Source organism: Parapedobacter flavus, assembly GCF_035818675.1.
GTDB classification, from domain to species: Bacteria; Bacteroidota; Bacteroidia; order Sphingobacteriales; family Sphingobacteriaceae; genus Parapedobacter; species Parapedobacter flavus.
Genome location: NZ_JAYKZZ010000020.1, coordinates 109888 through 131940 on the forward strand (window position 1 = coordinate 109888; position 22053 = coordinate 131940).

The following is a 22053-nucleotide window of genomic DNA, read 5'->3' on the forward strand; positions in this document are numbered from 1 at the left end:
CGCTTAATACGTGATGGTGACGAAACCTTTATAGACCTTTTCTTCGCCTGTCGCTGTCTTTACCGTCAGGATGTAACCGTATGACCCCATCGGTAGGTTGTCTCCACCCCAATCATTCCGGTAGTTGGTCTTCTGGTATATCGTGTTGTAGCTTTTGTTGTAAATGACGAGCTCGTTCTCGGGGAAATATTCGGGCAGGCCTACGATTTCGAACACGTCATTGATGCCGTCGCCATTCGGTGTGAATAAGCCGGGAATAAACAGCCTTTCGGCATCTGCACGGGCATCGGACACGTTTACAACAATGGGTTGGCCGGTATCATTGCTAGCATCACGATCGTTATTGGCCGTGATGAGGCCACGGCTGACCTGGTGTGTACCGACCTGCGAGGCTTGCAGTTGCAGCACGATTTCCCGTTCCTCGCCGGGTTGCAACGCGACAAAGGTTTGTTTAACGGTGCGGTTGCCGCTGTCGAACTGGGCGCCGCCCGAAACCGAAACGACCTCGAACGCCGCCGCTACCGTATCGCTTAGCGCTACGTTAATGGCCACTTCAGCACTTGGGTTCGACACCCGGATTACGTAATTGAACGTGCCATTGAGCATGACTTCCGTTTGCTCGACCGAATGCGAAAGGGAAAGGTCGGACGCGCCTTCCAATACGATGGCCATGGGCTGCTGCACCGTTCCCGATACCGCGTCGGCTTCGAACCGCAGGTCAACGGCCTGGCTGGGTGAGTAAGGTATGTCCGCGTTGTTCGATGGGATGACGTACGCTTCATAAGCTTGGCCCCTCGCTTTGTCGTGTACCACGAGTTCGATTTCTTGGCCGGTTTCCGTGTCGTCGCCGAACACGGGGATAAAGCTGCTGACCGTCTCGTCGGGTCCCGATATGGGGGCTACGATATTGACCAGTTCGCCGTTTACCCGGACCCACACTTCGTAGTTTTCGGGGTCGGTAACGGGCACGCCGTCTTGCAAGATGGTCGACGTAAGCGTACTGTGGTAAGGCCTTTCAATGGTGTTTGCCGTTACCGTAGGGTCTACGCTGCTGGTCACCACCGCAAAGGGGTTGATGTTTATTTGGGGCGTTTGTGCCAACGCCCGTGCCGTCCCTGCGACCATCATCCGCATGCCCATGAAGCGTATGGGCGCGGGTGCCGCGTCGGGCACGCCGACCTCGAACGTGAGGCCCTGCTGACTGTAATACCGGTATCCGTGGTTCGGCTGTAGGTAGCGCAGGCTTCCAAACCATTGGCCCGCTGCGGCGTCGTATTCGGCAAAGCCGTCCTGCCCTACAATTTTATCCTTGTCGTCCGGTGTGGCACCGCCGAAGTAGGCGTTGATATCGGTGTTGTAGTACCGCGGATAGCCAAGCCAGTTCCAGCCTTGGTTGAGGGTAAGCATCACGGCGGTCTCCGGTAGTTGTCCGAACACCTTTAACGTGTCTGCCTGCGATAGGTACATCATGTAGCTTTGGTACACGTTCAGCGTGTCTAATGTCCCGACCCAACCGTCAGTAGCTGTGAACTGGCTATACGAGCTGTTCCCGAACAAGGTCTTGATGATCGTCTGGTCGTCCGCTTCGATGTGTTTGAGCACGTTGTCGGTAGACATGTCGCCGCCCTCCACATATAGCGATAGCCAGTTCCACCCCGCGCGGAGCGGAATCGACTGGTAGATGCCGGCAGCGTGGGCGATATATGGGGTGCTTACGTTGCCCACATGGCCATTGGTGGCAAAGTCGAGGCGCTCGGTGCTCTCGTATTCCAATCCGGGTATGGCATCCCACAGCCGGAAGGAAAGGCGTTCGCCCGTGGGGTTGTTTGAGTAGGCGGTGACGTAGGCCACATACGTGTCGTACGTAGGTTCATAGGTGATGCTGGCCACCCCGCGTGGCTCGTCACCTACGAACACGGCGATTTTATCCAAGATATCGCGCGATAGCAATAGGTCGGATTCGTCACGGCTGAACTGGGCCACGATGTTCATCTGGTGGGTAAAATCGGCGGGGTTGACCTGCCAGTTTGGCGACGCCTTGATTACGTTCACCGTGACGATAAGGTACTGGTTTTTATCGTTGATGAGTGCTACCACGGTATCCTGGTAGGTGCCCGGATTTAGCCGGTTGTCGATGGCGAAATCGATGTTTACGCTGCCGAAAGGTACCACGTTGCCCGAGGTGATGGTGGGCGTGAGCCACTGCGGGTATTCCGTGATGGTAAAGGAATGGTTGGCTGCCGTCTTGTTGCTCAGCATCGCCGCGAAAGCGGTGTCGGTGTTGGCTTCGGCAACAATGGCCACGCTGGCAGGATTCCAATATACCGGGCTCCGGTTCACGATGAACGACCATTGGATGGTATCTTGCTGCTCATTGGCATTGTCGGCGATAGCGCCACTGAGAAAGGCGTTAATCTGCTTGGTTTCCAATAGATCGAAGGCTCCGTCGCCCGCAACCGGCGTGATACTGATTTCGTTGCGTTGTGCGTTCATCACATAGGTTACCGGGATGGTTTCACCGGTGCCGTCTTCCTCCAGCCAAACGGAGAGGGTGGGCTGGCTCGCCGCCAGGGTGGTGTTGAACGCTACGCGGATGCCCGACCCAATCCCGTATATGCCGTTGGCGGGTTCAGGTAGCCCATATATATTCACGTTTGTACGGTCTATCGTACCCGCGTAAACATCCGAATAATAATACCCGTCGGTGCAAACGGAGGTGGCCCGCAGTTCAAAGTCGCCGTCGGGCAGCCCCGAGACGTCCATGAGGTAGTCGTAGAATGCATCCATAAGCTGGCTTGGGGCGAGGCTGACAACGTCTACCCAGTCTTCCATCACCGTTCCAGCCTGCTGCCCCGTTTTCCGCCGGTATTGCAGCCTGATTTCACGGAGGTTGGGGTTGTTGGGGTCGTATTCGTTGAAGGTCACCTGCAACCGATCGTGGTTGAGGGAACTGACGAGCCAGTTGTCGCCCGGTTTGAACAGGTCGACCGTTCCGCAGGAAGGCGTGAAATGCACCGATAGGTACGTGGATGCTTTGGATAGGGAATCATCCACATCCCGTGTGCCAATCCAGGAGCACGCCGGTGCGATGACCAGTTCGAGGTCGTCGTATTGGTAGGCGATGGGCCCGCGGTATACTTCAAGCGTGATGCGGGCGGAATCCTGTGGCTGGACGAAGAAAGATGCAGGCGTATTGTTGATGATCGTGCCACCCAGGTAAACACGGGCCCCGTTGGGGTTGCTCCTGGGGTTCACGAAAACGATGTACTCGCGGGCTTCTTCCGTTACACTTTCGTTGCCGATGCTTATCGTAAACGTGGCGGGCTCTTCGGCGGGGACATTTACCAGTTTCGAATTGCCAGATACAGCGATGACGGGTAGGTCGCGTTGCAACGTGCCGATTTCGTAGGGGCATGACGACGACCCACCGTATACGCCGAAGATGGGGGTTTTATAGGTCGGATCGACGTATGTATTCAGGCTGAAACTGTCGCCGATGTCGTCATCGCTGAGGAAAATCTCGATCTCATTGTTTATTTCTCCTTCGCGGGTCAAAATGGTGCCGTCTACAATGGTATGTACGGTGGCGGATGCGCCGACTTCGTTCCGCATCAGGTCACTTTCGCCCACCTGGATACCGCCGGTTGCGGTGAGGTCCCAGTCGATATAAACTTCATATTCAAAATTGTCGATGTAGGTCATGTTGTTTTGCAGCGTAAACCGGTAATCAACGCCATTGGAAAACGTAATGTTTTTCTGCATGGCATACAGGTCGCCCGTGCTATTTTTCAGCTTATCGACGATTTCGCTGCTGGCATCTGCCGAATCGAGCTTGTTTTGCATCGCTTCCTGGACCATTTCCTCATAGAAGGGGGCCAATTCACCGTTATGTCCATTGGCCAAGGCCTGTATGCTGTCCACGTTATGCAACACCTTGTTGTACACCCGGATCTGTTCCCGGTACCGGTTAATCTCGTTGCGTAGTCGATTGGTTTCCGAAGTATCCTGCTGGGCTGTTGGCTTGTTCTTTTCGATGCCGATTTGGGTGTTGTTATGCCCGATGAGGTTTTCCAACCGTGGAATTTCCGAATACTGCACTTGGTTGTAGGTATACATCACGATGCTTTCCATCCCTTGGTCGGCCAGGTCGGCCGCTTGGAAGTGGCTCAGTTTTCCGGGTCCGCCGTTTACTTGGGGTTCGTATACCAGGTGGTTATAGATGCCGTAAGAGAATACGTTGGTATTGAAGAAGAGGATATCGCCGCCCTTGCCGGCATTGAATTCGCCGTCCTGACTGGTGGTGATTTCTTCCTCCACGGTGAATACGTGCTGGAAACCACGATCGCCTTCGTTATTCCGACCGGCAACCAAGCTGGTTTCTACCCGGCCGAATAGGTTTACACCAAAGATGTTGGAATTGAAGCCCAGCGAAGCGTTGATCCCTGCACTGCCGCTGGTGCCGTATTTTTTGGTTTCGCGCCAGGTGAATTGCGAGCCTTTCTTGATGCGCGCGTACGACTGGTCGCCAGGTGGGCGATGCAGAATCAGGTAGGGGATGTTCGGGCTGGATACCACGCCTTTTCCTTCTTCTTCGCGCGATCCCACCACCGTGGCAAACAACGTTTTACTATGCGTCAGCTGCGAGGCGCCCATCCCCACCTTAGCAAATAACTGGAAGGACTTTTCGTGGAACGGCGCCACGCTGAAGTTTGGAGCGCCCGGTACCAGCTGATAAGTGAACGGTTGGTACCGGCCGCTTGCCGGGTCGTGTGGCAGGTAGCGGTACCGTTGCGCCTTATTGATGTCGCCGATGCCATCATAAATCTCAATGATGGCCGAATCTACCGGATGTTGGTAAGCTTCGCCATACAGGTCATAGGCTTCCACCACCCGGAATCGTAACAGTTCCTGCACACCCTGTTCGAGCAGATACAGCTTATCGCTGTATTTGCTCCGCGCCGCGCCCCACTGGTTAATGACCTGTGGTTCTAGTTTGCCGGGCTGGAGGAGGTTATTCCGATCCCAATCGGCTTCGTCGTCCCATACAATATCGAGCTCCTGGTGGTAAACGAAATGCAGGTTGGGGTTGGCGACCTCCCGGTAGGCTATGTGCATGGTATCTAGTCCAAACTCGCCGGCGCGGATGGTGTCCTGTATTTCGTAGGGACCAGTGGTCGGGTCATCCGGATCATGGTCTTGATTGACGATGGTTCGGATTTCATCTTGCGGCGGATCGAGTATGACCGAGTCGCGGAAGGCTTCCACAGTATCGCGCTCAAACAAGGAGATCCGTTGTTTGAGCTTCCGGAAAAATTCCTGTTTGTTGGTGTTCACCAAGGCATTGGCATTGGAATAGGGAAGGTCGGGGTTGTTGCGTTCAATGATATGGGTGGCATATACTTCGTAAGCCAGGGCAGGCAATACCACGATGGCACTACCGTTGGTGTTTCCGGGATTGTCGGTTTTGATGTGCACGGGCTGTCCGTTCCAGACATAGGTGTTGGCATCTGTCCAGCTCTCCGCCGATAGTCCTCCATGGATGTCATTTCCGGGGTCGTTGTCAAATGGCCCCGTGTCGGTAAGCGATGTAGTATTGCCGTTGGCGTACACCGGCAACGGCGGAAATACACGCGTTGGTAGGGGCGTGCCATAGCCATCGATGGGCCTGATGTCCATCAGGATCTCTTCGCCTACCGGGAATTTGCCGTCCGTGGCATACACGTGCAATTCCAGCGTGTCTGTCTGAAGGTTGATGAAGTTGATGCCATCGACATCGCTTTCGACCGACACGTCATAGCCATAGGCCAATTCGTTTCGCTGGCCCGTTATGGTCGATACCCCGGTGGTCAATGTGTCTTGGTCGGTATGCAGGGCGAGGGGCCTGATTTTGTGCTGCCGATAGGCCGCCGCAATGTGGTAGGTGCCCGAAGCCGCGAAATTGAGTGCATAGGTGCCGTCTGGCTTTGTGGTGGCGGTATGTACGCCATCCACGTAAATATCGACCGAATCCATGCCCAGCTTAAAATGTGAATGACTGACCGCATTGTGCAGGTAAAAATACACCTGCCCGGCGAGTGTAAACGAGGCCGTATCTTCAAAACTGACGTTTTTGATGTTGTATTCGTCGATGTCCAGTTTGCGCACCAGGGTGTCCGGATTAAACCGCGGTAAATCATACCCCGGTAGTTTGGGAACCACCTGATAGCTGGTGGCTTCGCCGTAAAAGATTTCCGGAATCTCATAGTACCCGTCGTGCTCGGTGGTGGCGGTGTACATGTACTGCTTCGATTCAATGTTGTTGTCAATCTCGGCCGTCGATGATGCGGTAATATCGATGCCCGCGATCCCCACACCGGAGCTGTTGCGGACGTAACCGCTTATTTTACCATTGGGTTTGCTGCTGCCTACAGCTTTGATACTTTTTGCGGTGGTACCCCGCATATTCAATTGGTAGGTGTATGTCATGCCTGCCACTACATCGTTATCGGTATACGTCGTGGCATGTTTCGTGTAATCTCGTTCAATTTCCTTTCCGTTACGAATAATGATGATGGCTTCCACACCATGGATATTGTCCAATTTGGGCCATTCGAGTTTAATCTGTCCGCGTTCGTCAGTACTCGCGTCAAGGTGTATGTTGAATGCGGGTGCTTGTATTTCAACGGATTGATCTTTGACCCAGTCGGAGGGGGCATCGACACCCACGATTGTTTGTACCGTATAGTGCGTGTCGCTTTGACCTGGGGCAATCGTGGTGTCTACATAATGTAGTACATTTCCATCTACCCGGGCTATTTCGGTGCCATTTCGTTTGATGAGGTATTGGATATAATCCTCGATAAGGATGCCGGTGCCTTTTTCCCAAGTGATTTCCACGTCTTCATCATTGTTGATCAATTGGGCGACCACGTTTTCGGGCGGTTTAATCCGTGGTGTCGTAACATCAAAAAAGACCCATCCCCATTTTAACGAACATCCGCCAGAACCGGAGCCCCATTCATAGCGAACGCTCAGTTCGATAGATCTATTGGGGCCTAGTTCAACCCCTGCAATGCCTGGGGTTGGTCTACTTGCACCATAGCCCTTGTCATGCACTTCTCTCCAACTGCCGCCGCTATATTTGGATATCAGGACCTGATGTCTCCTGCTCTTACAAAATGGACTACTCGAATTATAGAAAGGGAGCTTATCTCCCCAATTGATATTAACCATGGATTCGTTGGTGTCAACCTGGGTCAACGTAAACAGGCCTTTTACCGCATCGTCGTCTTTTTGGGCGGATACGGTGTTCCAAAACGAGGGCAGCAACAGTAGACAGATTATAGGAAACGTCCATCTTGCCCATGCGCGCGGCTTCGAAATACTGCTTATCGAGAAGGAATAGTTTGTCATTTTCCGGTTTTAAATTAGGAGGCAACCGATGCGTATACCCAAGTGAATAAAAGGACCAGTTACAATTGATTAATGGATCGTAGCGCAAAGATGAAGGATCCGTGCAGTAGATCATATCCCCTTTTTGGGGGAGAGGGTGAAAAAATGAAGACTTATCCCCCCAAGGGGGGAGCGGACAAGTGGGTTGGATGTGTTATCTTTGGCCTATGGTAACAATCGGAATCATCGAAGATGACGACAGCATCCGGGAGATGTTGGCCCGGTTCTTTTCGAGCAACCACGGCTACCAGTGCGTGCTGGCAGCGGATTCTGTGGAACAATTTATGCAACTGTGGCCGGTAGACACACGGATCGACGTGGTGCTGACAGATATCGGTTTGCCGGGCCTGTCGGGCATCCGGGGGGTGCCCCTCATCAAGAAACGGTGCCCCAGCTGCCAGGTTATCATGCTTACCATCTACGACAATGCCGAGAAAATCTTCCAGTCCTTGTGTGCAGGTGCGTCGGGTTACCTCCTCAAGCAAACGCCGCTCCCCGAGATTAAGCAAGCGGTGCAAACGCTGCTCGACGGCGGCTCGCCCATGTCGCCGGCCATCGCCCGTAAGGTGGTTGCCTACTTCCACCCCAAGAACACCCCGCAACTGGTGCAAACCCTTACGCCGCGCGAAACCCAAGTGGTGCAGGCCATCGAGGAGGGACTGTCTAACAAGGAAGTTGCCATCCGGCTTTCCGTCGGTTTGGAAACGGTGAAGACCCACATTAAAAATATCTACAGCAAGCTCGAAGTGAATTCGCGCCATGCCCTGATTTCGCGCCGTTCACAACGTTAACGGGTCGCATCGGTACGACCGGCCGTGATTTCCCTAGGAATACCCGTGCAAAACATTACCTTTGGTGTATATTAAACTAACGACCTGATCAGTCGACGCCAATGCGTAATGAACTATCCAATTAAATCGATGTTTCGCAGCATATTATGTGGTTGTCTTTTGCTCATGGCTTTGCCGTGGATTGCCTACGCGCAGTCTTTTCGGCAAGTCGTGCTCGATCTAGCGGAAGTATCGGGCGTCATGGTGCACAACGTAGCCGAGGATAGCAAAGGGTTAATCTGGTTCAGTACCTATAACGGCCTTTTCCGATATGACGGGCAGCAGACCATCCGCCTCACGGAATCCATCCGTGATCTGGGCTTCCGAGGTAATTTCCACAGTGTATTCATCGATGATCGCGACCGCGTGTGGCTCCCTTCCGACGATAATATCGCTCTGCTCAATCCCGTCGACTGGACCCTCCATTTCCTCCCTGATTCGCTCGCCGCCTACCTCACCGATACGCGCGTTACGGCAGTGAACCTGCTGGACCGGTCGGAAATAGCCGTTTGCTATGACAACGGGTATGTGATTATCAGTGAGGAGGGAGGCTTCCGGTTGATTAAAGACCTCGCCGCTGCAACCCAACGCACGGGGTTGCGCCATGCTGCTACCGCGGTAGCCAAATGGCGCGGCCGTTATTGGCTGGCCGGGGCGGGCAAGTTGTTTTACCGGGCGATTGATGCCCGTGTACACGATGCGGGCATCGTTCCCTTGGCAGATTGTTCCATGAGGGTCAATTGCCTGATTCCGTTGGATGATAAGCTGGTATTCGACCAAGAGTCGCAGGGGATGTATGCGTATGACGGCCGTGGCGTTTTCCGGATGGATGGCCCGCTTTCCGAGCTATTGTCGGATATTGGCTTTTATGAAATGACGTTCAATAGTACGTATTTGGCCGTTGCCTCCGTGGGCAATAATTTAAACCGCAGTGCGTATTATTTCCGTTTGGAGGCATTGTCAGATGCGCCATATGATACCATCAACGGGCTATTTCCCGAAAACTACCTCAATTCCATCCAATTCGGGCAGCACGATGTATTAATCGGGGCTGGCAGCATGGGGGTTGGCGTAGTGTATCCCACCCTCGCCCAAATCAACGTTTATAATCCGCTGTCGCACACGGGCAACAGCAGCATGCGGGCCATCCACGTCTTTCCCGATGGCACGCTGTTTTGTTCGGGCTACGGAGGGACGGTGCTTGCCCAACATGATGGCAAGCAGCTGGCCTACAACAGCCAGTATGTGTACGTGGCGTATCCGTTGGACGACCATACCCTGCTGTGCGGCTCGGATCGGCAAGGCTTGTTTCTGTATGATAAACGAACCAACATATTCAGTCCATATACCACCATCAACGCCGACGGTATTCCGGGGTACGTGTCTGACTACCTGTATTCCATCGACCGCTTAGGCAAGCAGATGGCATTGGGTACCCACCAGGGGGTACTCTTACTGGATATGCAGACCCGAGCGCTTGGTCCGCTATGCGACAGCGCGGGGAGACAAGTGGGTAAAAATAACTGGGTAAGAAAGGTCGAGTTTGCTGGAGATACGTTGTGGATGGCAACCAATAACGGATTGTATACATTCCATCGCGGTGTTTATCAGCGGATTTTCCCACGCGAACCGCAGTCCCGGTATGGTGTCTACGATTTCCAGCTTTTCCCCGGAGAAGGTGAAATATGGGTAGCAACAAATGGTAATGGATTGTTTTCCATCGATTACACCGGCCGGGCGACGGCGCATTTCGACAGTCAAACGCAGCTGCATACGGACGTTGTTTTTAGCTTATTGTCCGCCGGAAATCTGTTGTTTGCCGGAACGGACAGGGGGCTGTTCGTCCGGACAGACAGCAATTTCCGTTTCTTGACAGTGGCCGACGGACTCGCGAGCCGGGAATTTAACCATGGGTCGGGCTTTTACGACCGCCAGTCGGGAAACGTTTACGTGGGCGGGATAAATGGTATCACCGTGCTGCAACTGGATGCGGTCAATAACATCCCGAAGCCGTCCCCACGGCTCTGTTTTGGTGCCGCGGTGGTCTATAATGAAGCTTCCCGGCAAACGCGGCACCTCTACCATTTGCCGTACCAGGAAGAAGCCCGCCTCACCTTGCGCGCAAACGAAGAACTGCTTTCTGTCTATCCGGCTAAGCCGTTCGCCTACCGCGAACGGTATATGGTGGGCTATCGTATCGTCGGACTGGCAGACGACTGGCAGCGAATGGCCGATGGGCAGCTTGTTTCATTGATCCGGGCCTCCCCAGGAGACTATACATTGCAGGTCCGTGCCGAAGGTGACAAGAAGGGGGCCGAGGGGATCTCCCTGTATATCGAAAAGGAACCGGCATGGTACCAAACGCTACTCTTTAAGGTAGCCGTGGTATGCCTGGTGTTGGCAGGCTTATGGGTGTTTTTCCGTTATCGCGTTAAAGCCATTAAATCCGAGCAGCGGCTCCGTAACCAGATTGCCCGTGATCTACACGATGAAGTAGGGGGCACCTTGACGGGTATTTCTATCCGTGCCGATTTTATGCGGCTTTCGATGCCCGACAAGATGGCGGCCGATTTGGTGAAGATCGCTGAATCAAGCCGCCATGCCATCAGTGCCATGAACGACATGGTTTGGTCTATCGATGCCCGGTTGGATAATGCAGCCGGACTGGTGAGTCGTATTCGTGAAAGTACCAACCAACTGCTCGAACGGAGCGATATGGTGGTGAAATTTGATGTGGTGGGTGCCGATAAAGCTACAGCGATACCGCAAACGGTGCGGCAGAATATCTATCTCATAGCTAAAGAGGCTGTTAATAATTGCTGTAAACATGCGCATGCAACTCAACTGGAGATTGGACTGCAATTCGCCCACAGGGAAATCCGGTTGAAGATAGGTGACAACGGTTGGGGATTTGATACGGCAAGGCAGGCGGATGGCCGGGGGCTTCGCAATATGGCCAGCCGTGCGGCAAGAATCAACGCGGTGTATACCGTGAGCTCGGACGAGAGAGGGACGTGCTTAGCGTTGCATTGTTGTTTTTAACTGCTTGCATTTGAGAGGTAGGTTAGCTAAGTTTGCCCTATGGTAGATTTGGCTACAGTAGCCGGACAATGTCGATGGAAGGTGTTGGTTATTGGCCTTCTGATGTTGTATATATGGGTTGGAACGCTGCACGGCGGCTCGGTGTACGCCCAGCAGGATGGTTTTCAAAAGATCCGATTGCTCGAAGATAGTCTTGCCAAGCTTGGGTACACCATGTACAATGAGCCCAGTGAACCCGAACGGTTGGATGCCAATTTCGCTTTTGTCAAAACACTGGTATCTGCATTGAAAGAGCCGTATTCCTACCAGTTTCCGTTTGATTCGCTCGATATGGTATCCATTCTCAACGCACCGGATGACCGCTTTCGGATATTTTCGTGGCACCTCCCGTTGAATGATGGTTCTTATCTTTACTATGGAACGATCCAGTTAAATACACCCGATGGTAGTCTTAAGATGTGTCCTTTGCTGGATAAAACCTATGAAATTGCTGAACCGGAGCATGCCATAATAGCGCCGGAAGATTGGTATGGTGCGCAATATTACCGTATCGTGCCGCTCAACGACGCTTACGTGTTGCTGGGTTGGAAAGGACATACCCCCCGCGTCACACAGAAGGTCATCGAGATACTGCGAATAGGAGGAGACAGCGCACAGTTGGGGGACCCGATTTTTGACGCCGGGGATGGTCAAAGGCAAGCCCGTGCCATTTACCGGTATAGCCGGGGCGCTAGCATGCACCTGGACTATGACAGCATCGCAAATCGTATTGTGTTTGACCACCTAGCACCTGCAGATCCGCGGCAAGTAGGGCAATATGAACAGTACGGTCCGGACCTGACGTACGATGCCTGGCAGTTGGAAAACGGTAGGCTGGTGCTCCTTTCCGATGTGCCATTTACGAATCCATCGAGCCCGGAGGATAATCGATTTAACGACCCTACGAAGCCTCAAAACCATCCCAAGAGCGGTCTTCAAATGGAATGAATACCAACTTGGTAGATGAATAAAATTTATCCGATACGGCCGTGAAATCGCAAAAAGTTTGTTTTATTTGCAGGATGGGCGCATGAATAACCCCAATTTTTAAACACCTAATATCAAGATATGCAGCACAATCATGATGAACAATTAACAAAACACCTTGTTAAGAACGGCGTTGAAACGAAGACCGTATTTGACCATCCCGTAGGACTATTTGTTTTATTTTTTACCGAGATGTGGGAACGGTTCAGCTACTACGGTATGCGTGCCCTCCTTACCCTATTTTTGGTGTCTGAACTTGCCACTGGAGGCTGGCAATGGACGCGGGAAGATGCCATGGAATTATATGCATGGTACACAGGGTTGGTGTACCTAACCCCACTGCTTGGCGGGTTTATCGCCGATCGGCTCACAGGGTACCGGAAAGCAGTGGTACTCGGAGCACTGATCATGACATTAGGCCATGCTTCCATGGCTTTGGAGGGTGCAGGGTCGTCGTTTTTCTACATCGGATTGGTGTTGATGATCTTGGGTAATGGGCTTTTTAAGCCGAATATTTCGTCCATTGTCGGGCAGCTTTATCCGAATAATAGCAAGAAAAAAGATTCGGCATACACCATTTTCTATATGGGTATCAATGCGGGTGCTTTCTTGGGTATGCTCCTCTGCGGTTACATCGGTGAAAAGGTAGGTTGGCACTGGGGCTTTGGTTTGGCGGGTATTTTTATGTTTTTCGGCATGCTGCAGTTTTATTATGCCCAGCGTATCTTTGGCATATTGGGAGAGTCGCCCAAAGAGGCCAGCGAGCGGGGTGCAGCATCGGCGAACGCCGTGCAAGCGACCGAAGAAGAAGACGATGGTGTTGAAGCACCATCCAAGCGCGTAGTGCGCGATCGGCTGATCGTTATCATTGTCCTTTCCTTGTCGAGCATCTTTTTCTGGATGGCGTTTGAACAAGCGGGCGGATCGATGAGTATTTTTGCATTGGACTATACCGAGCGGGTGTTGGATGGCAATGCGGCCCTGATCTTTAAATGGGTGGATGCCGTGTTGACCGTGTTCCCCTTACTGATCGTCTCGTGGGTATTGTGGTCGCTAGCTAAGAAAATATTTGCTACCTACCCTGTTTCCATCCTCTTTACGGCGGCAAGTTTCGTGGTCATCTGGTGCTTGGGTATCTGGAAGATTTATCGCGAATTTAATGCCTTGGAAACCGAAGTGGCGGCCTCATGGTTCCAGATATTGAATTCATTCTTTATCATCACATTGGCTACCGTGTTCAGCAAAATGTGGGAAAAAGTATTTAACCCGACGGGCCCCGTGAAGTTTGCGATCGGCCTGATTCTTTTGGGCGTCGGTTTCGCCGTGCTGGGCTTTGGAGCGAGAGACATCCCGCAGGGGGCATTGACGGCGCAGGTGAGTATGGTCTGGTTGATTTTGGCCTACTTTTTCCATACCTCGGGCGAGCTTTGTTTGTCGCCCGTCGGGCTCTCTTATGTGAGTAAGCTTTCACCCAAGAAGTTCGTGGGGTTGATTTTTGGGGTGTGGTTTGCTTGCAGTGCCATTGCCAACTTCTTAGCCGGCATGTCGGGCAGCCTCATCGACCGTATCAGTGAAGCGTACTCGATCTCGACATTTTTCCTCATTTTCGCGGTATTGCCGGGGCTTGCGGGATTACTACTGATCTTGTTTTCGCCATTGTTGAAACGGATGATGCACGGGATCCACTAATTTTTACTTATAATCCTTATCTTTACGTACAAATTTTGAACGGTAGTGTCAGATAGCATCGTCATCATCCCTACGTACAATGAGAAGGAAAACATGGAGAAAATTGTCCGTAAGGTCTTTGCGCTCCCCGAAGGTTTTCATGTGTTGGTTGTTGATGACGGGTCTCCGGATGGTACCGGCGCGATTGTGAAGCGTCTACAAACGGAGTTTGCAGATCGTCTCTTCCTGGAAGAAAGGAAGGGGAAATCGGGGCTTGGCACGGCGTATATCCACGGGTTCAAGTGGTGCATCTCGCGGTCTTACCAATACATCTTCGAGATGGATGCCGATTTTTCGCACAACCCCGAAGACCTTCCACGACTCCGTGAGGCCTGCCGGTCGGGTGCTGATATGGCCATCGGATCGCGCTACATCAAGGGAGTGAATGTGGTCAACTGGCCGATGAGCAGGGTGCTGATGTCATACTTCGCTTCCGGTTACGTGCGGTTAGTTACCGGTATCTCCGTACGCGATGCCACCGCTGGGTTCGTATGTTACAAACGCGAAGTGTTGGAAACCATCCCGCTGAATCGCATCCGGTTTGTGGGGTATGCTTTCCAGATCGAGATGAAATTCACCGCCATCAAATATGGTTTTAAGGTGGTAGAGATACCCATTATATTTACAGACCGCACAGAAGGCGTCTCCAAAATGAGTACGCGGATATTCCGCGAGGCATTTTTCGGCGTCATACAGATGAAGGTGGGTAGCTGGTTCAGGAAGTATAAATAGTACTGTAGTATATAGTACATAGTATTTAGTAGGGACTCGCGGGTGAGTGAATATTGGCAAAAAGCAGAATAGCAAATAACAAACGGCATAGCGCAGTAAAATGAACGAACATTTGGATCCCGATCCCGAGAAACTGTCCAACGCGGAGCGCGAGCTGGAGAAGGTGTTGCGTCCGCAGGCTTTTGAAGATTTCACCGGACAGAAAAAGATCTTGGAAAACCTGAGCATTTTCGTGCAGGCAGCCAAACTGCGGGGGGAGGCGCTAGATCATGTATTGCTACACGGCCCGCCGGGCTTAGGCAAAACCACCTTGTCACATATCATCGCCAACGAGATGGGATCCGGTATTAAAATCACCTCCGGACCGGTATTGGATAAGCCGGGCGACCTAGCCGGCCTACTCACCAACCTCGACGAGGGCGATGTGCTATTTATCGATGAAATTCACCGCTTGAGTCCACTGGTAGAAGAATACCTCTACTCGGCTATGGAAGACTTCCGGATCGACATCATGCTCGAAACCGGTCCCAACGCAAGGTCGGTACAGATTACCTTGAACCCGTTTACCTTGGTGGGGGCCACCACGCGGTCGGGACTGCTCACTGCGCCCCTCCGTGCGCGGTTTGGCATCAATGCCCGATTGGAATATTACGATGCCAAGCTGCTCACCACCATCGTGCTCCGGTCGGCAGGCATCCTCCGCACCCCCATTACCGACGAAGGGGCGTATGAGATTGCCCGCAGGAGCCGCGGCACTCCCCGCATTGCCAATGCCTTGCTGCGGCGTACGCGCGATTTTGCTCAGATCAAAGGCGATGGCAACATTGATACGCCGATTGCCCAATATGCCCTAAATGCACTCAATGTAGACGAACACGGCCTGGATGAAATGGACAATCGTATCCTGCTCACCATTATCGATAAATTCAAGGGGGGGCCGGTGGGCGTCAAGACCATTGCTACAGCCGTTGGGGAAGATGAAGGGACCATCGAAGAAGTTTATGAGCCTTTTCTTATTCAGGAGGGCTATTTAATGCGTACATCACGTGGAAGAGAGTGTACCGAATTGGCTTACAAACATTTGGGGAAGACCAACCACGCCAAAGGCAACACACTTTTTTAATCCCTTTCAAGAAAATGGTACAAGTATTGAGGGGAATGGGAATTATGAGAAGACTTTCCCTGTTCATCCTTTTGTGCGTCGCCTTTCCATATCTTGGTTTTTCCCAATTTGGCAATGAGTCGCCTGTCCCGTATTTCCGGTATTCGGTAACAGCGGGAATGGGTGCGAACCAGTTGTATGGCGATTTGGATAAACGGCAAATTGGTGGCGGTGTGTTCCTTCGGGGAAATTACTTCCTTACCCACGGGGTCAGTATCGGACTGGAATTGCAAGAAGGCCTGCTGCGTGGGAGAGACAGTATAGCAACGGATGAGGTAGTAAGAAAGGCTACGAATTTATACCATGCCGCTATTCTCGGCGTTCGTTTCCAACCCATCAAATTCTTGCAAGATGATCACCAACGGCGTATCGAATATCGAGAGTCTGTAATCAAACGCACATTGAACAGCGTGTATGTTGGCGCGGGTATTGGCGTGTTGCACAGCCTACAATGGGATAAACAGCGGGCTGTGGGGCAGGTAGAGACAACTGATCCGATTACGGGTGACTCTGTTCTGGTTGAGAGCGTGTTGCCGGCTCACAAAGGCCGCAGCCACGGGTTCACCTACATCGTCAGCACAAACGTGGGGTTTGAAATTCCGCTCCATAGTTTGAAACCGAACTTGCTGGATTCTTACGTTTGGAATTTAGTGGTGAATGGCCAGCTCAATTTTGCACTCGATGACGAACTCGATGGCTACAGTGGTGACTACGCCGGCAACAAACATCAGGATATTTACGCGATGCTGACACTGGGTGTTAACCTGCGTTTCTAGTCTGCACAAGCTTTTCCAACACCTTCTTCCCCCGGCTTTGTATGGCCGGTGAGCCATCGCGAAGCAGGAATTCAATTTGCTGCTTCAGCTCTTCCCGTATCCACTCAAACTCTTCACTGAAATCCGATAGCACATCCATGCAATTGGCCAGAACGGCAACCGGTGTATGGGGATCGATAAACCAGTTGAACACGGTTTCGACCACTTGTTCGCGGCTGGTTGCGAAGAGCGCATCTCGATAGATCTGCGGCGCCCGCGGGTGTGTTACCCGTCGAAGTATATTGGTAAAGTGCCGTTGGCAGCTCGGGTTTTTCTGGCTGGGCAAGCGGGTTAGGAAGGGCGCGGCTATGGTAACAAACCGATCCGGATGATGTACTGCGATGTATTCCAGCAACCAAGCCGCGCGAAAAGCCAACATGCGGTTTTTCGCATCATAACACAAGTCGTGTAAGGCCGCCATCGGAACATCCGAATCGTCACCAAGCCTGTGCAACTCAGGTGCCCAGATCTTGTTTCGGTCACTGACGGTTAAACGGTCTTTGAGGGTTTGTATATCCATGGTAATCGTGAACGGCCGGCTGTACTAGCCGGCCGTTCATCACTGCCTACTATTAAATATACCGATTAACGATATTTTCAAACAGTTCCTGTTTGCCGCTGATGGTTTCAGGCTCGCCGGATGCAGCCGCGATATCGCGCAGGTCCGTCAAGGAGAGCTTACCGGCTTCGAAGTCGTTTCCTTTTCCGCTATCAAACGACGCGTAGCGTTCCGTCCGCAACTTCCGGTAGTCGGATTTGTTCAGGATGTTGTCGGCTGCGACGAGCGCACGGGCAAACGTATCCGCACCACCGATGTGTGCATAAAAAAGATCTGCCCGGTCAGTGGAGTTACGTCGTATCTTCGCATCGAAGTTGATGCCACCACCTGCGAAGCCACCGGCTTCGAGGATGATGAGCATACACTCCGCCAATTCGTTGATGTTGTTCGGAAATTGGTCGGTATCCCATCCGTTTTGGTAGTCGCCCCGATTGGCATCCATCGATCCCAGCAAGCCTGCATCGGCAGCCACCTGCAGTTCATGCTGGAATGTGTGCCCCGCCAGCGTAGCGTGGTTCACTTCCAGATTGAGTTTGAAATCGTCCAACAGGTCGTATTGCCGGAGGAAGCTGATTACCGTTGCCGCGTCGTAGTCGTATTGGTGCTTGGTTGGCTCGCAGGGCTTCGGTTCAATGAAAAACGTGCCGTTGAACCCTTGGCCGCGGGCGTAGTCGCGCGCACTGTGCAGCATCCTAGCCAGGTGCTCCTGTTCGCGTTTCATGTCGGTGTTCAACAAGGTCATGTATCCCTCACGGCCGCCCCAGAACACGTAATTTTCGCCATCTAAGGCGATGGTGGCATCCAGCGCTGCCTTGATCTGCGCGCCGGCATGCGCTACCGCGGCAAAATCCGGATTAGTAGCCGCACCATTCATGTATCGTTTGTGGGAAAAGAGATTGGCGGTACCCCACAACAGCTTTACGCCACTGGCCGCCTGCTTTTCCTTGGCATATTCCACCAGGGTTGCTAGCCGGTTTTCATTCTCGGCTACGTTTTCACCATAATCCACCACATCCACATCGTGGAAGCAATAATAGGGCATGCCCATCTTGGTGAAAAACTCAAATGCCGCGTCCATCTTGTCTTTGGCACGTTGGATGACGTCTTTATCTTTATCCCAAGGGAAGAACAGTGTCGGTCCGCCGAACGGATCGCTGCCGTTGCCATTGAATGAGTGCCAGTAGGCTACAGCAAACCGCAAGTGTTCTGCCATGGTTTTGCCGGCAATGACCCTATTCGCATCATACCAGCGGTAGGCCAATGGGTTGTCTGATTCGGGGCCTTCATAGGCAATTTTACCGATGCCTTTGAAATACTCGTTTTCTCCGATTAGTACGTTTGACATATTTTTTCGTTTCGTTGTTTTAACTGTTTATCGATTCATTTCTTCGGCCAATTGGCTATCGAGAAGTTGCTTCCATTCTTGGTATAGCCCCTCATAACGATCGGCATCTTGTGGCTCCACCGTTGTTAGCAGTTCCTGCTTGCTGAATGCGTCGGCGGGTGAGGCAAAAATGCCCGAGCCGATACCAGCACCCAAGGCGGCGCCCACGCTGCCGTCGCTGTTGTACAATTCAACAGGTACGCCGGTTACTTCCACAAAAATTTCGGTGAAAAGCTCGCTGAGGAACATATTCGCCTGGCCCGCACGGATGACGGATGGATGCATATTGTTTTCGCGGAGGATATCGAGGCCATAACGGAACGCGTAAGCAATACCTTCTTGCGATGCCCGGAACACCTGTGAGCGGCCATGGGCGTTGAAGTCGAGGTCGACAAAACGCGCGCCCAATATTTTATTGTGCAGAAAGCGCTCCGCGCCATTGCCAAACGGAAAAATTTTCAGTCCGTTGCTGCCGGGGGCTACTGCTCTGCCCAGGGTATTCATCTGTGCATAGGTAAGGCCATGCCCGAAATGTTCCTTTGCCCAGCGATTTAATATGCCGGTGCCGTTGATACACAGTAATACACCTGTACGCGGTGCTTTCGGTGTGTAGTTGACGTGGGCAAAGGTGTTTACACGCGAGGCATGATCATAGACCAACTGGTCACTTACGGCATAAATAACGCCGGATGTCCCTGCCGTCGCCGCCACTTCTCCGGGCTCCAGCACGTTCAACGATAGTGCATTGTTGGGTTGGTCGCCCGCCTTGTAAGACACGGGGATACCCGGCGTGAGGCCAAGCTGCACAGCGACATCCTTCCGCAATGTGCCGTGTTCGCCAAACAAGGGCCGGATTTCGGGAAATACCGCCTCATCAAACCCGAAGTGGGCAAGGATATCCTTGGAGATGCGGTTGTTTTTGAAGTCCCAGAATATCCCTTCCGAGAGTGCCGAAATGCTGGTTGTTGCGGATCCCGTCAGCTTCATCGCGATGTAGTCGCCCGGCAGCATAATGTAATGGGCCTTCGCATAGACGTCGGGTTCGTTGGCCTTCACCCAGGCCCACTTCGATGCCGTGAAATTGCCGGGTGAGTTAAGCAAGTGTTCGAGTGCAAACCGTTCGCCGATGCCCGCAAAAGCCGCGTCGCCGATCTCCACGGCCCGGCTATCGCACCAGATGATCGAATGGCGGAGGGCGTTGCCGTCTTTGTCTGTTACAACCAAGCCATGCATTTGGTAGGCGATGCCAATGGCACCGATGTCGCGCACCTTGAATGTGGCGTCTGCGGTAAGCTGCTGGACGGCGGCAACTACCTGCTCCCACCACATGTCGGGCGACTGCTCAGCCCAGCCCGGCACCACCGAAAGGATGTTGTTTTCATGGTCTTCCGGATAACGGATGGAGGCCACGCAAGCCTGCGTGTCGGCATCTACCACCGACACTTTGATGGACGATGTGCCGATATCAATACCTAGTAGTAACATAGCTGAAAGCGAATAAGTTCCATGGATAATGCTAACGTTGGCATAAAGATAGATATTCCTTTTTGAATTCCAAGCTGTATCTTTATTTTTGTCTAGTCCGACAATCGGGCCCATGCATGCAATTTTGCTTTTAATCCATATCCATTTGAAGAAAATCACCATATTAGATATTGCCAAGGAGCTTGATATCACCTTTTCTACCGTAGCGCGCGCGCTCAATGATCACCCGGCTATCAGCGCCGCCACGAAAAAGGCCGTTCGCGAAACGGCCGACCGGCTGGGGTATCGGCCCAATAAATTGGCCTCTTCGCTACGCTCGGGCAAAACAAAGATCATTGGCGTACTGGTTCCCCGTCTCGACGTGAGTTTCTTCAGCTCGGTGGTGCATGGCATCGAAGGGGTGATGAATGAAAATGGGTATACGATCTTACTGTACCAGTCGCAAGAGTCCATTAAGCAGGAAAGCCGTGGAATAGATACGTTCCTCCGCTCCCGTGTAGACGGCATCATTGCCTCCATTTCACTCGAAACGGAAGACAACGGTGGCTTCATGGAAATCAAGGACCGTAACATCCCGCTCGCTTTTTTTGATAGGGTGCCATCCGGCCTCGACGTGCCGTCCGTTACCATCGACGACTACCGCGGTGGTTTTATGGCTACCGAACACCTCATCCGTGCAGGCTATCGGCGCATTGTCCATATCAACCAATACCGCAACATCAATATCTTTAACGAGCGTTTGCGTGGTTATCTCGATGCGTTGGTGCAGTATGGCTTACCGGTTGATGATAACTTGATTATCAAAGGGGAGTTCTCGCTCGAATTCGGACGGCGGTGTGTGCGGGAGTTATTAGATAAAGGTATCGTGTTCGATGCGGTATTTACGTTGGAGGATTTTACCGCAATGGGCGTAGCACAGGAATTGAAAGCCGTAGGCAAGTGCATTCCGGAAGAAGTCGGTGTAGTTGGATTCGCCAATGAGGCATTTACCAGCCTGGTAAGCCCAACGATCTCGACGGTCGACCAGCATACGGTCAAGATGGGGGCGGAGGTGGCTCGCCTTTTCCTCAAATTACTCAAGAAGGGCGACTATTACCAGCACAAGCCCGAGAAAATTGTGCTCGATCCCGAGTTGCTGGTTCGCGAAAGCTCAAATCGGTATCCTATGGGTTGATGTGATGTTTTATCGCTTCGCGAGATGCTTTTTGCCACCCTTTCACTGTGGAAATGTTTTCTTTCTTGTTGCCGCTTGTTTGCCGTGGAAACGAGTTCTTTTTTCCGCTCTCTCGCCGCGGAGGCGACAAACTTTTGCTTGATCAAAAGTTTGATAAAAATCAAGGCTTGCCTGCTCCGTGGCAACCCGTTGCCGCATGCACCGCAGCGAACCGAAGCCACCCCTACACGCCAACCCATCCCTTCGTTCGTCGGTTCGCTTTCGGGCATGCCTGGCTGCCGGTTGCTACCTCCGCAGGCTAGGCCGTCCGCGTTCGATCTGGTATCTACGGATGGCTTCGTCCCAACGCGTCCAACCCCACGCATGCTCGCCATGGGGTATAGCGGCGAGGGTGGGTCTGTGATAGCTCCGTCCGGCCATCTGCACTCACATGCGTTCAGAGGCAGGATCGGCCTTGGCGCAGTTGGACGTGTAGGCCGTGGTGGTGCGTTGCAGAAATGGTGGGGTACCTACCTCACCAAGTGGAACCCCGCCATGGGGTGGGCCATGGGTGCAGGCGGCCTAGGGTTCTCGCCGTTGCACCAGCGCGCAGCCGGAACAACAAATGCGGCATAGCCGGAGCACTTTGGTTACTTGGGTGCGTCCAAGTAACATGCCCGGCCGGCATAGAGGCCGGAAAGCCCTG

13 protein-coding genes are annotated in these 22053 nt (G+C 52.7%); 9 read left to right on the top strand and 4 right to left on the bottom strand.

The window, feature by feature from the left end:
- Positions 1-3: 3 nt before the first annotated feature.
- The gene (locus tag U9S71_RS16635; protein WP_326328747.1) at positions 4-7392 is read right to left on the bottom strand and encodes a T9SS type B sorting domain-containing protein; all 7389 of its coding nucleotides are present in this window, start codon (positions 7390-7392) and stop codon (positions 4-6) included.
- 206 nt (positions 7393-7598) lie between these two features.
- Between U9S71_RS16635 and U9S71_RS16640 the strand changes: the two genes are divergently transcribed.
- The 7 genes from U9S71_RS16640 (at position 7599) to U9S71_RS16670 (ending at position 16727) form a co-directional block, all read left to right on the top strand.
- Positions 7599-8222, top strand: coding sequence for a response regulator transcription factor (locus U9S71_RS16640; protein ID WP_326328749.1), 624 nt, complete (start codon positions 7599-7601; stop codon positions 8220-8222).
- 165 nt (positions 8223-8387) lie between these two features.
- The gene (locus U9S71_RS16645; RefSeq protein WP_326328750.1) at positions 8388-11303 is read left to right on the top strand and encodes a sensor histidine kinase; all 2916 of its coding nucleotides are present in this window, start codon (positions 8388-8390) and stop codon (positions 11301-11303) included.
- 102 nt (positions 11304-11405) lie between these two features.
- Positions 11406-12290, top strand: coding sequence for a hypothetical protein (locus tag U9S71_RS16650; protein ID WP_326328752.1), 885 nt, complete (start codon positions 11406-11408; stop codon positions 12288-12290).
- 120 nt (positions 12291-12410) lie between these two features.
- Positions 12411-14018, top strand: a complete 1608-nt coding sequence (locus U9S71_RS16655; protein WP_326328753.1) for a peptide MFS transporter — start codon at positions 12411-12413, stop codon at positions 14016-14018.
- A 45-nt stretch (positions 14019-14063) separates the two neighbouring features.
- Positions 14064-14789 carry a polyprenol monophosphomannose synthase gene (locus tag U9S71_RS16660; RefSeq protein ID WP_326328754.1) on the top strand — a complete coding sequence of 242 codons (726 nt, stop codon included), beginning with the start codon at positions 14064-14066 and terminating at the stop codon, positions 14787-14789.
- A 100-nt stretch (positions 14790-14889) separates the two neighbouring features.
- Positions 14890-15912, top strand: a complete 1023-nt coding sequence (ruvB, locus tag U9S71_RS16665; RefSeq protein WP_326328755.1) for a Holliday junction branch migration DNA helicase RuvB — start codon at positions 14890-14892, stop codon at positions 15910-15912.
- A 44-nt stretch (positions 15913-15956) separates the two neighbouring features.
- Positions 15957-16727 (top strand): putative outer membrane beta-barrel protein, encoded by a 771-nt coding sequence (locus U9S71_RS16670; protein WP_326328756.1) that lies wholly within the window; start codon positions 15957-15959, stop codon positions 16725-16727.
- Here U9S71_RS16670 and U9S71_RS16675 read toward each other — a convergent pair.
- The 3 genes from U9S71_RS16675 to U9S71_RS16685 are packed head-to-tail and all read right to left on the bottom strand — an operon-like array spanning position 16711 to position 20194.
- Complete coding sequence (locus U9S71_RS16675; protein ID WP_326328758.1) at positions 16711-17286, bottom strand: HEAT-like fold family protein; 576 nt, start codon at positions 17284-17286, stop codon at positions 16711-16713. The genes U9S71_RS16670 and U9S71_RS16675 overlap by 17 nt on opposite strands.
- A 52-nt stretch (positions 17287-17338) precedes the next feature.
- Positions 17339-18670 (bottom strand): xylose isomerase, encoded by a 1332-nt coding sequence (gene xylA / locus U9S71_RS16680; protein ID WP_326328759.1) that lies wholly within the window; start codon positions 18668-18670, stop codon positions 17339-17341.
- Positions 18671-18697: 27 nt separating this feature from the next.
- Positions 18698-20194 carry a xylulokinase gene (locus U9S71_RS16685; protein WP_326328760.1) on the bottom strand — a complete coding sequence of 499 codons (1497 nt, stop codon included), beginning with the start codon at positions 20192-20194 and terminating at the stop codon, positions 18698-18700.
- Between the two features lie 145 nt (positions 20195-20339).
- Between U9S71_RS16685 and U9S71_RS16690 the strand changes: the two genes are divergently transcribed.
- Together U9S71_RS16690 and U9S71_RS16695 are read left to right on the top strand one after the other, a co-directional pair.
- Positions 20340-21368 carry a LacI family DNA-binding transcriptional regulator gene (locus tag U9S71_RS16690; protein ID WP_326328761.1) on the top strand — a complete coding sequence of 343 codons (1029 nt, stop codon included), beginning with the start codon at positions 20340-20342 and terminating at the stop codon, positions 21366-21368.
- 150 nt (positions 21369-21518) lie between these two features.
- On the top strand, positions 21519-21983 hold the full coding sequence (locus U9S71_RS16695; protein WP_326328762.1) for a hypothetical protein: 465 nt from the start codon (positions 21519-21521) through the stop codon (positions 21981-21983).
- The last annotated feature ends 70 nt before the right edge of the window (positions 21984-22053 follow it).

What these genes read in the sequence shown, in the direction of transcription:
- U9S71_RS16685 (WP_326328760.1), bottom strand. Translation starts at nt 20,194, where the DNA reads ATGTTACTACTAGGTATTGATATCGGCACATCGTCCATCAAAGTGTCG.
- U9S71_RS16655 (WP_326328753.1), top strand. Translation starts at nt 12,411, where the DNA reads ATGCAGCACAATCATGATGAACAATTAACAAAACACCTTGTTAAGAAC.
- U9S71_RS16645 (WP_326328750.1), top strand. Translation starts at nt 8,388, where the DNA reads ATGGCTTTGCCGTGGATTGCCTACGCGCAGTCTTTTCGGCAAGTCGTG.
- ruvB (WP_326328755.1), top strand. Translation starts at nt 14,890, where the DNA reads ATGAACGAACATTTGGATCCCGATCCCGAGAAACTGTCCAACGCGGAG.
- xylA (WP_326328759.1), bottom strand. Translation starts at nt 18,670, where the DNA reads ATGTCAAACGTACTAATCGGAGAAAACGAGTATTTCAAAGGCATCGGT.
- U9S71_RS16640 (WP_326328749.1), top strand. Translation starts at nt 7,599, where the DNA reads ATGGTAACAATCGGAATCATCGAAGATGACGACAGCATCCGGGAGATG.
- U9S71_RS16675 (WP_326328758.1), bottom strand. Translation starts at nt 17,286, where the DNA reads ATGGATATACAAACCCTCAAAGACCGTTTAACCGTCAGTGACCGAAAC.
- U9S71_RS16670 (WP_326328756.1), top strand. Translation starts at nt 15,957, where the DNA reads ATGAGAAGACTTTCCCTGTTCATCCTTTTGTGCGTCGCCTTTCCATAT.
- U9S71_RS16650 (WP_326328752.1), top strand. Translation starts at nt 11,406, where the DNA reads ATGTTGTATATATGGGTTGGAACGCTGCACGGCGGCTCGGTGTACGCC.
- U9S71_RS16635 (WP_326328747.1), bottom strand. Translation starts at nt 7,392, where the DNA reads ATGACAAACTATTCCTTCTCGATAAGCAGTATTTCGAAGCCGCGCGCA.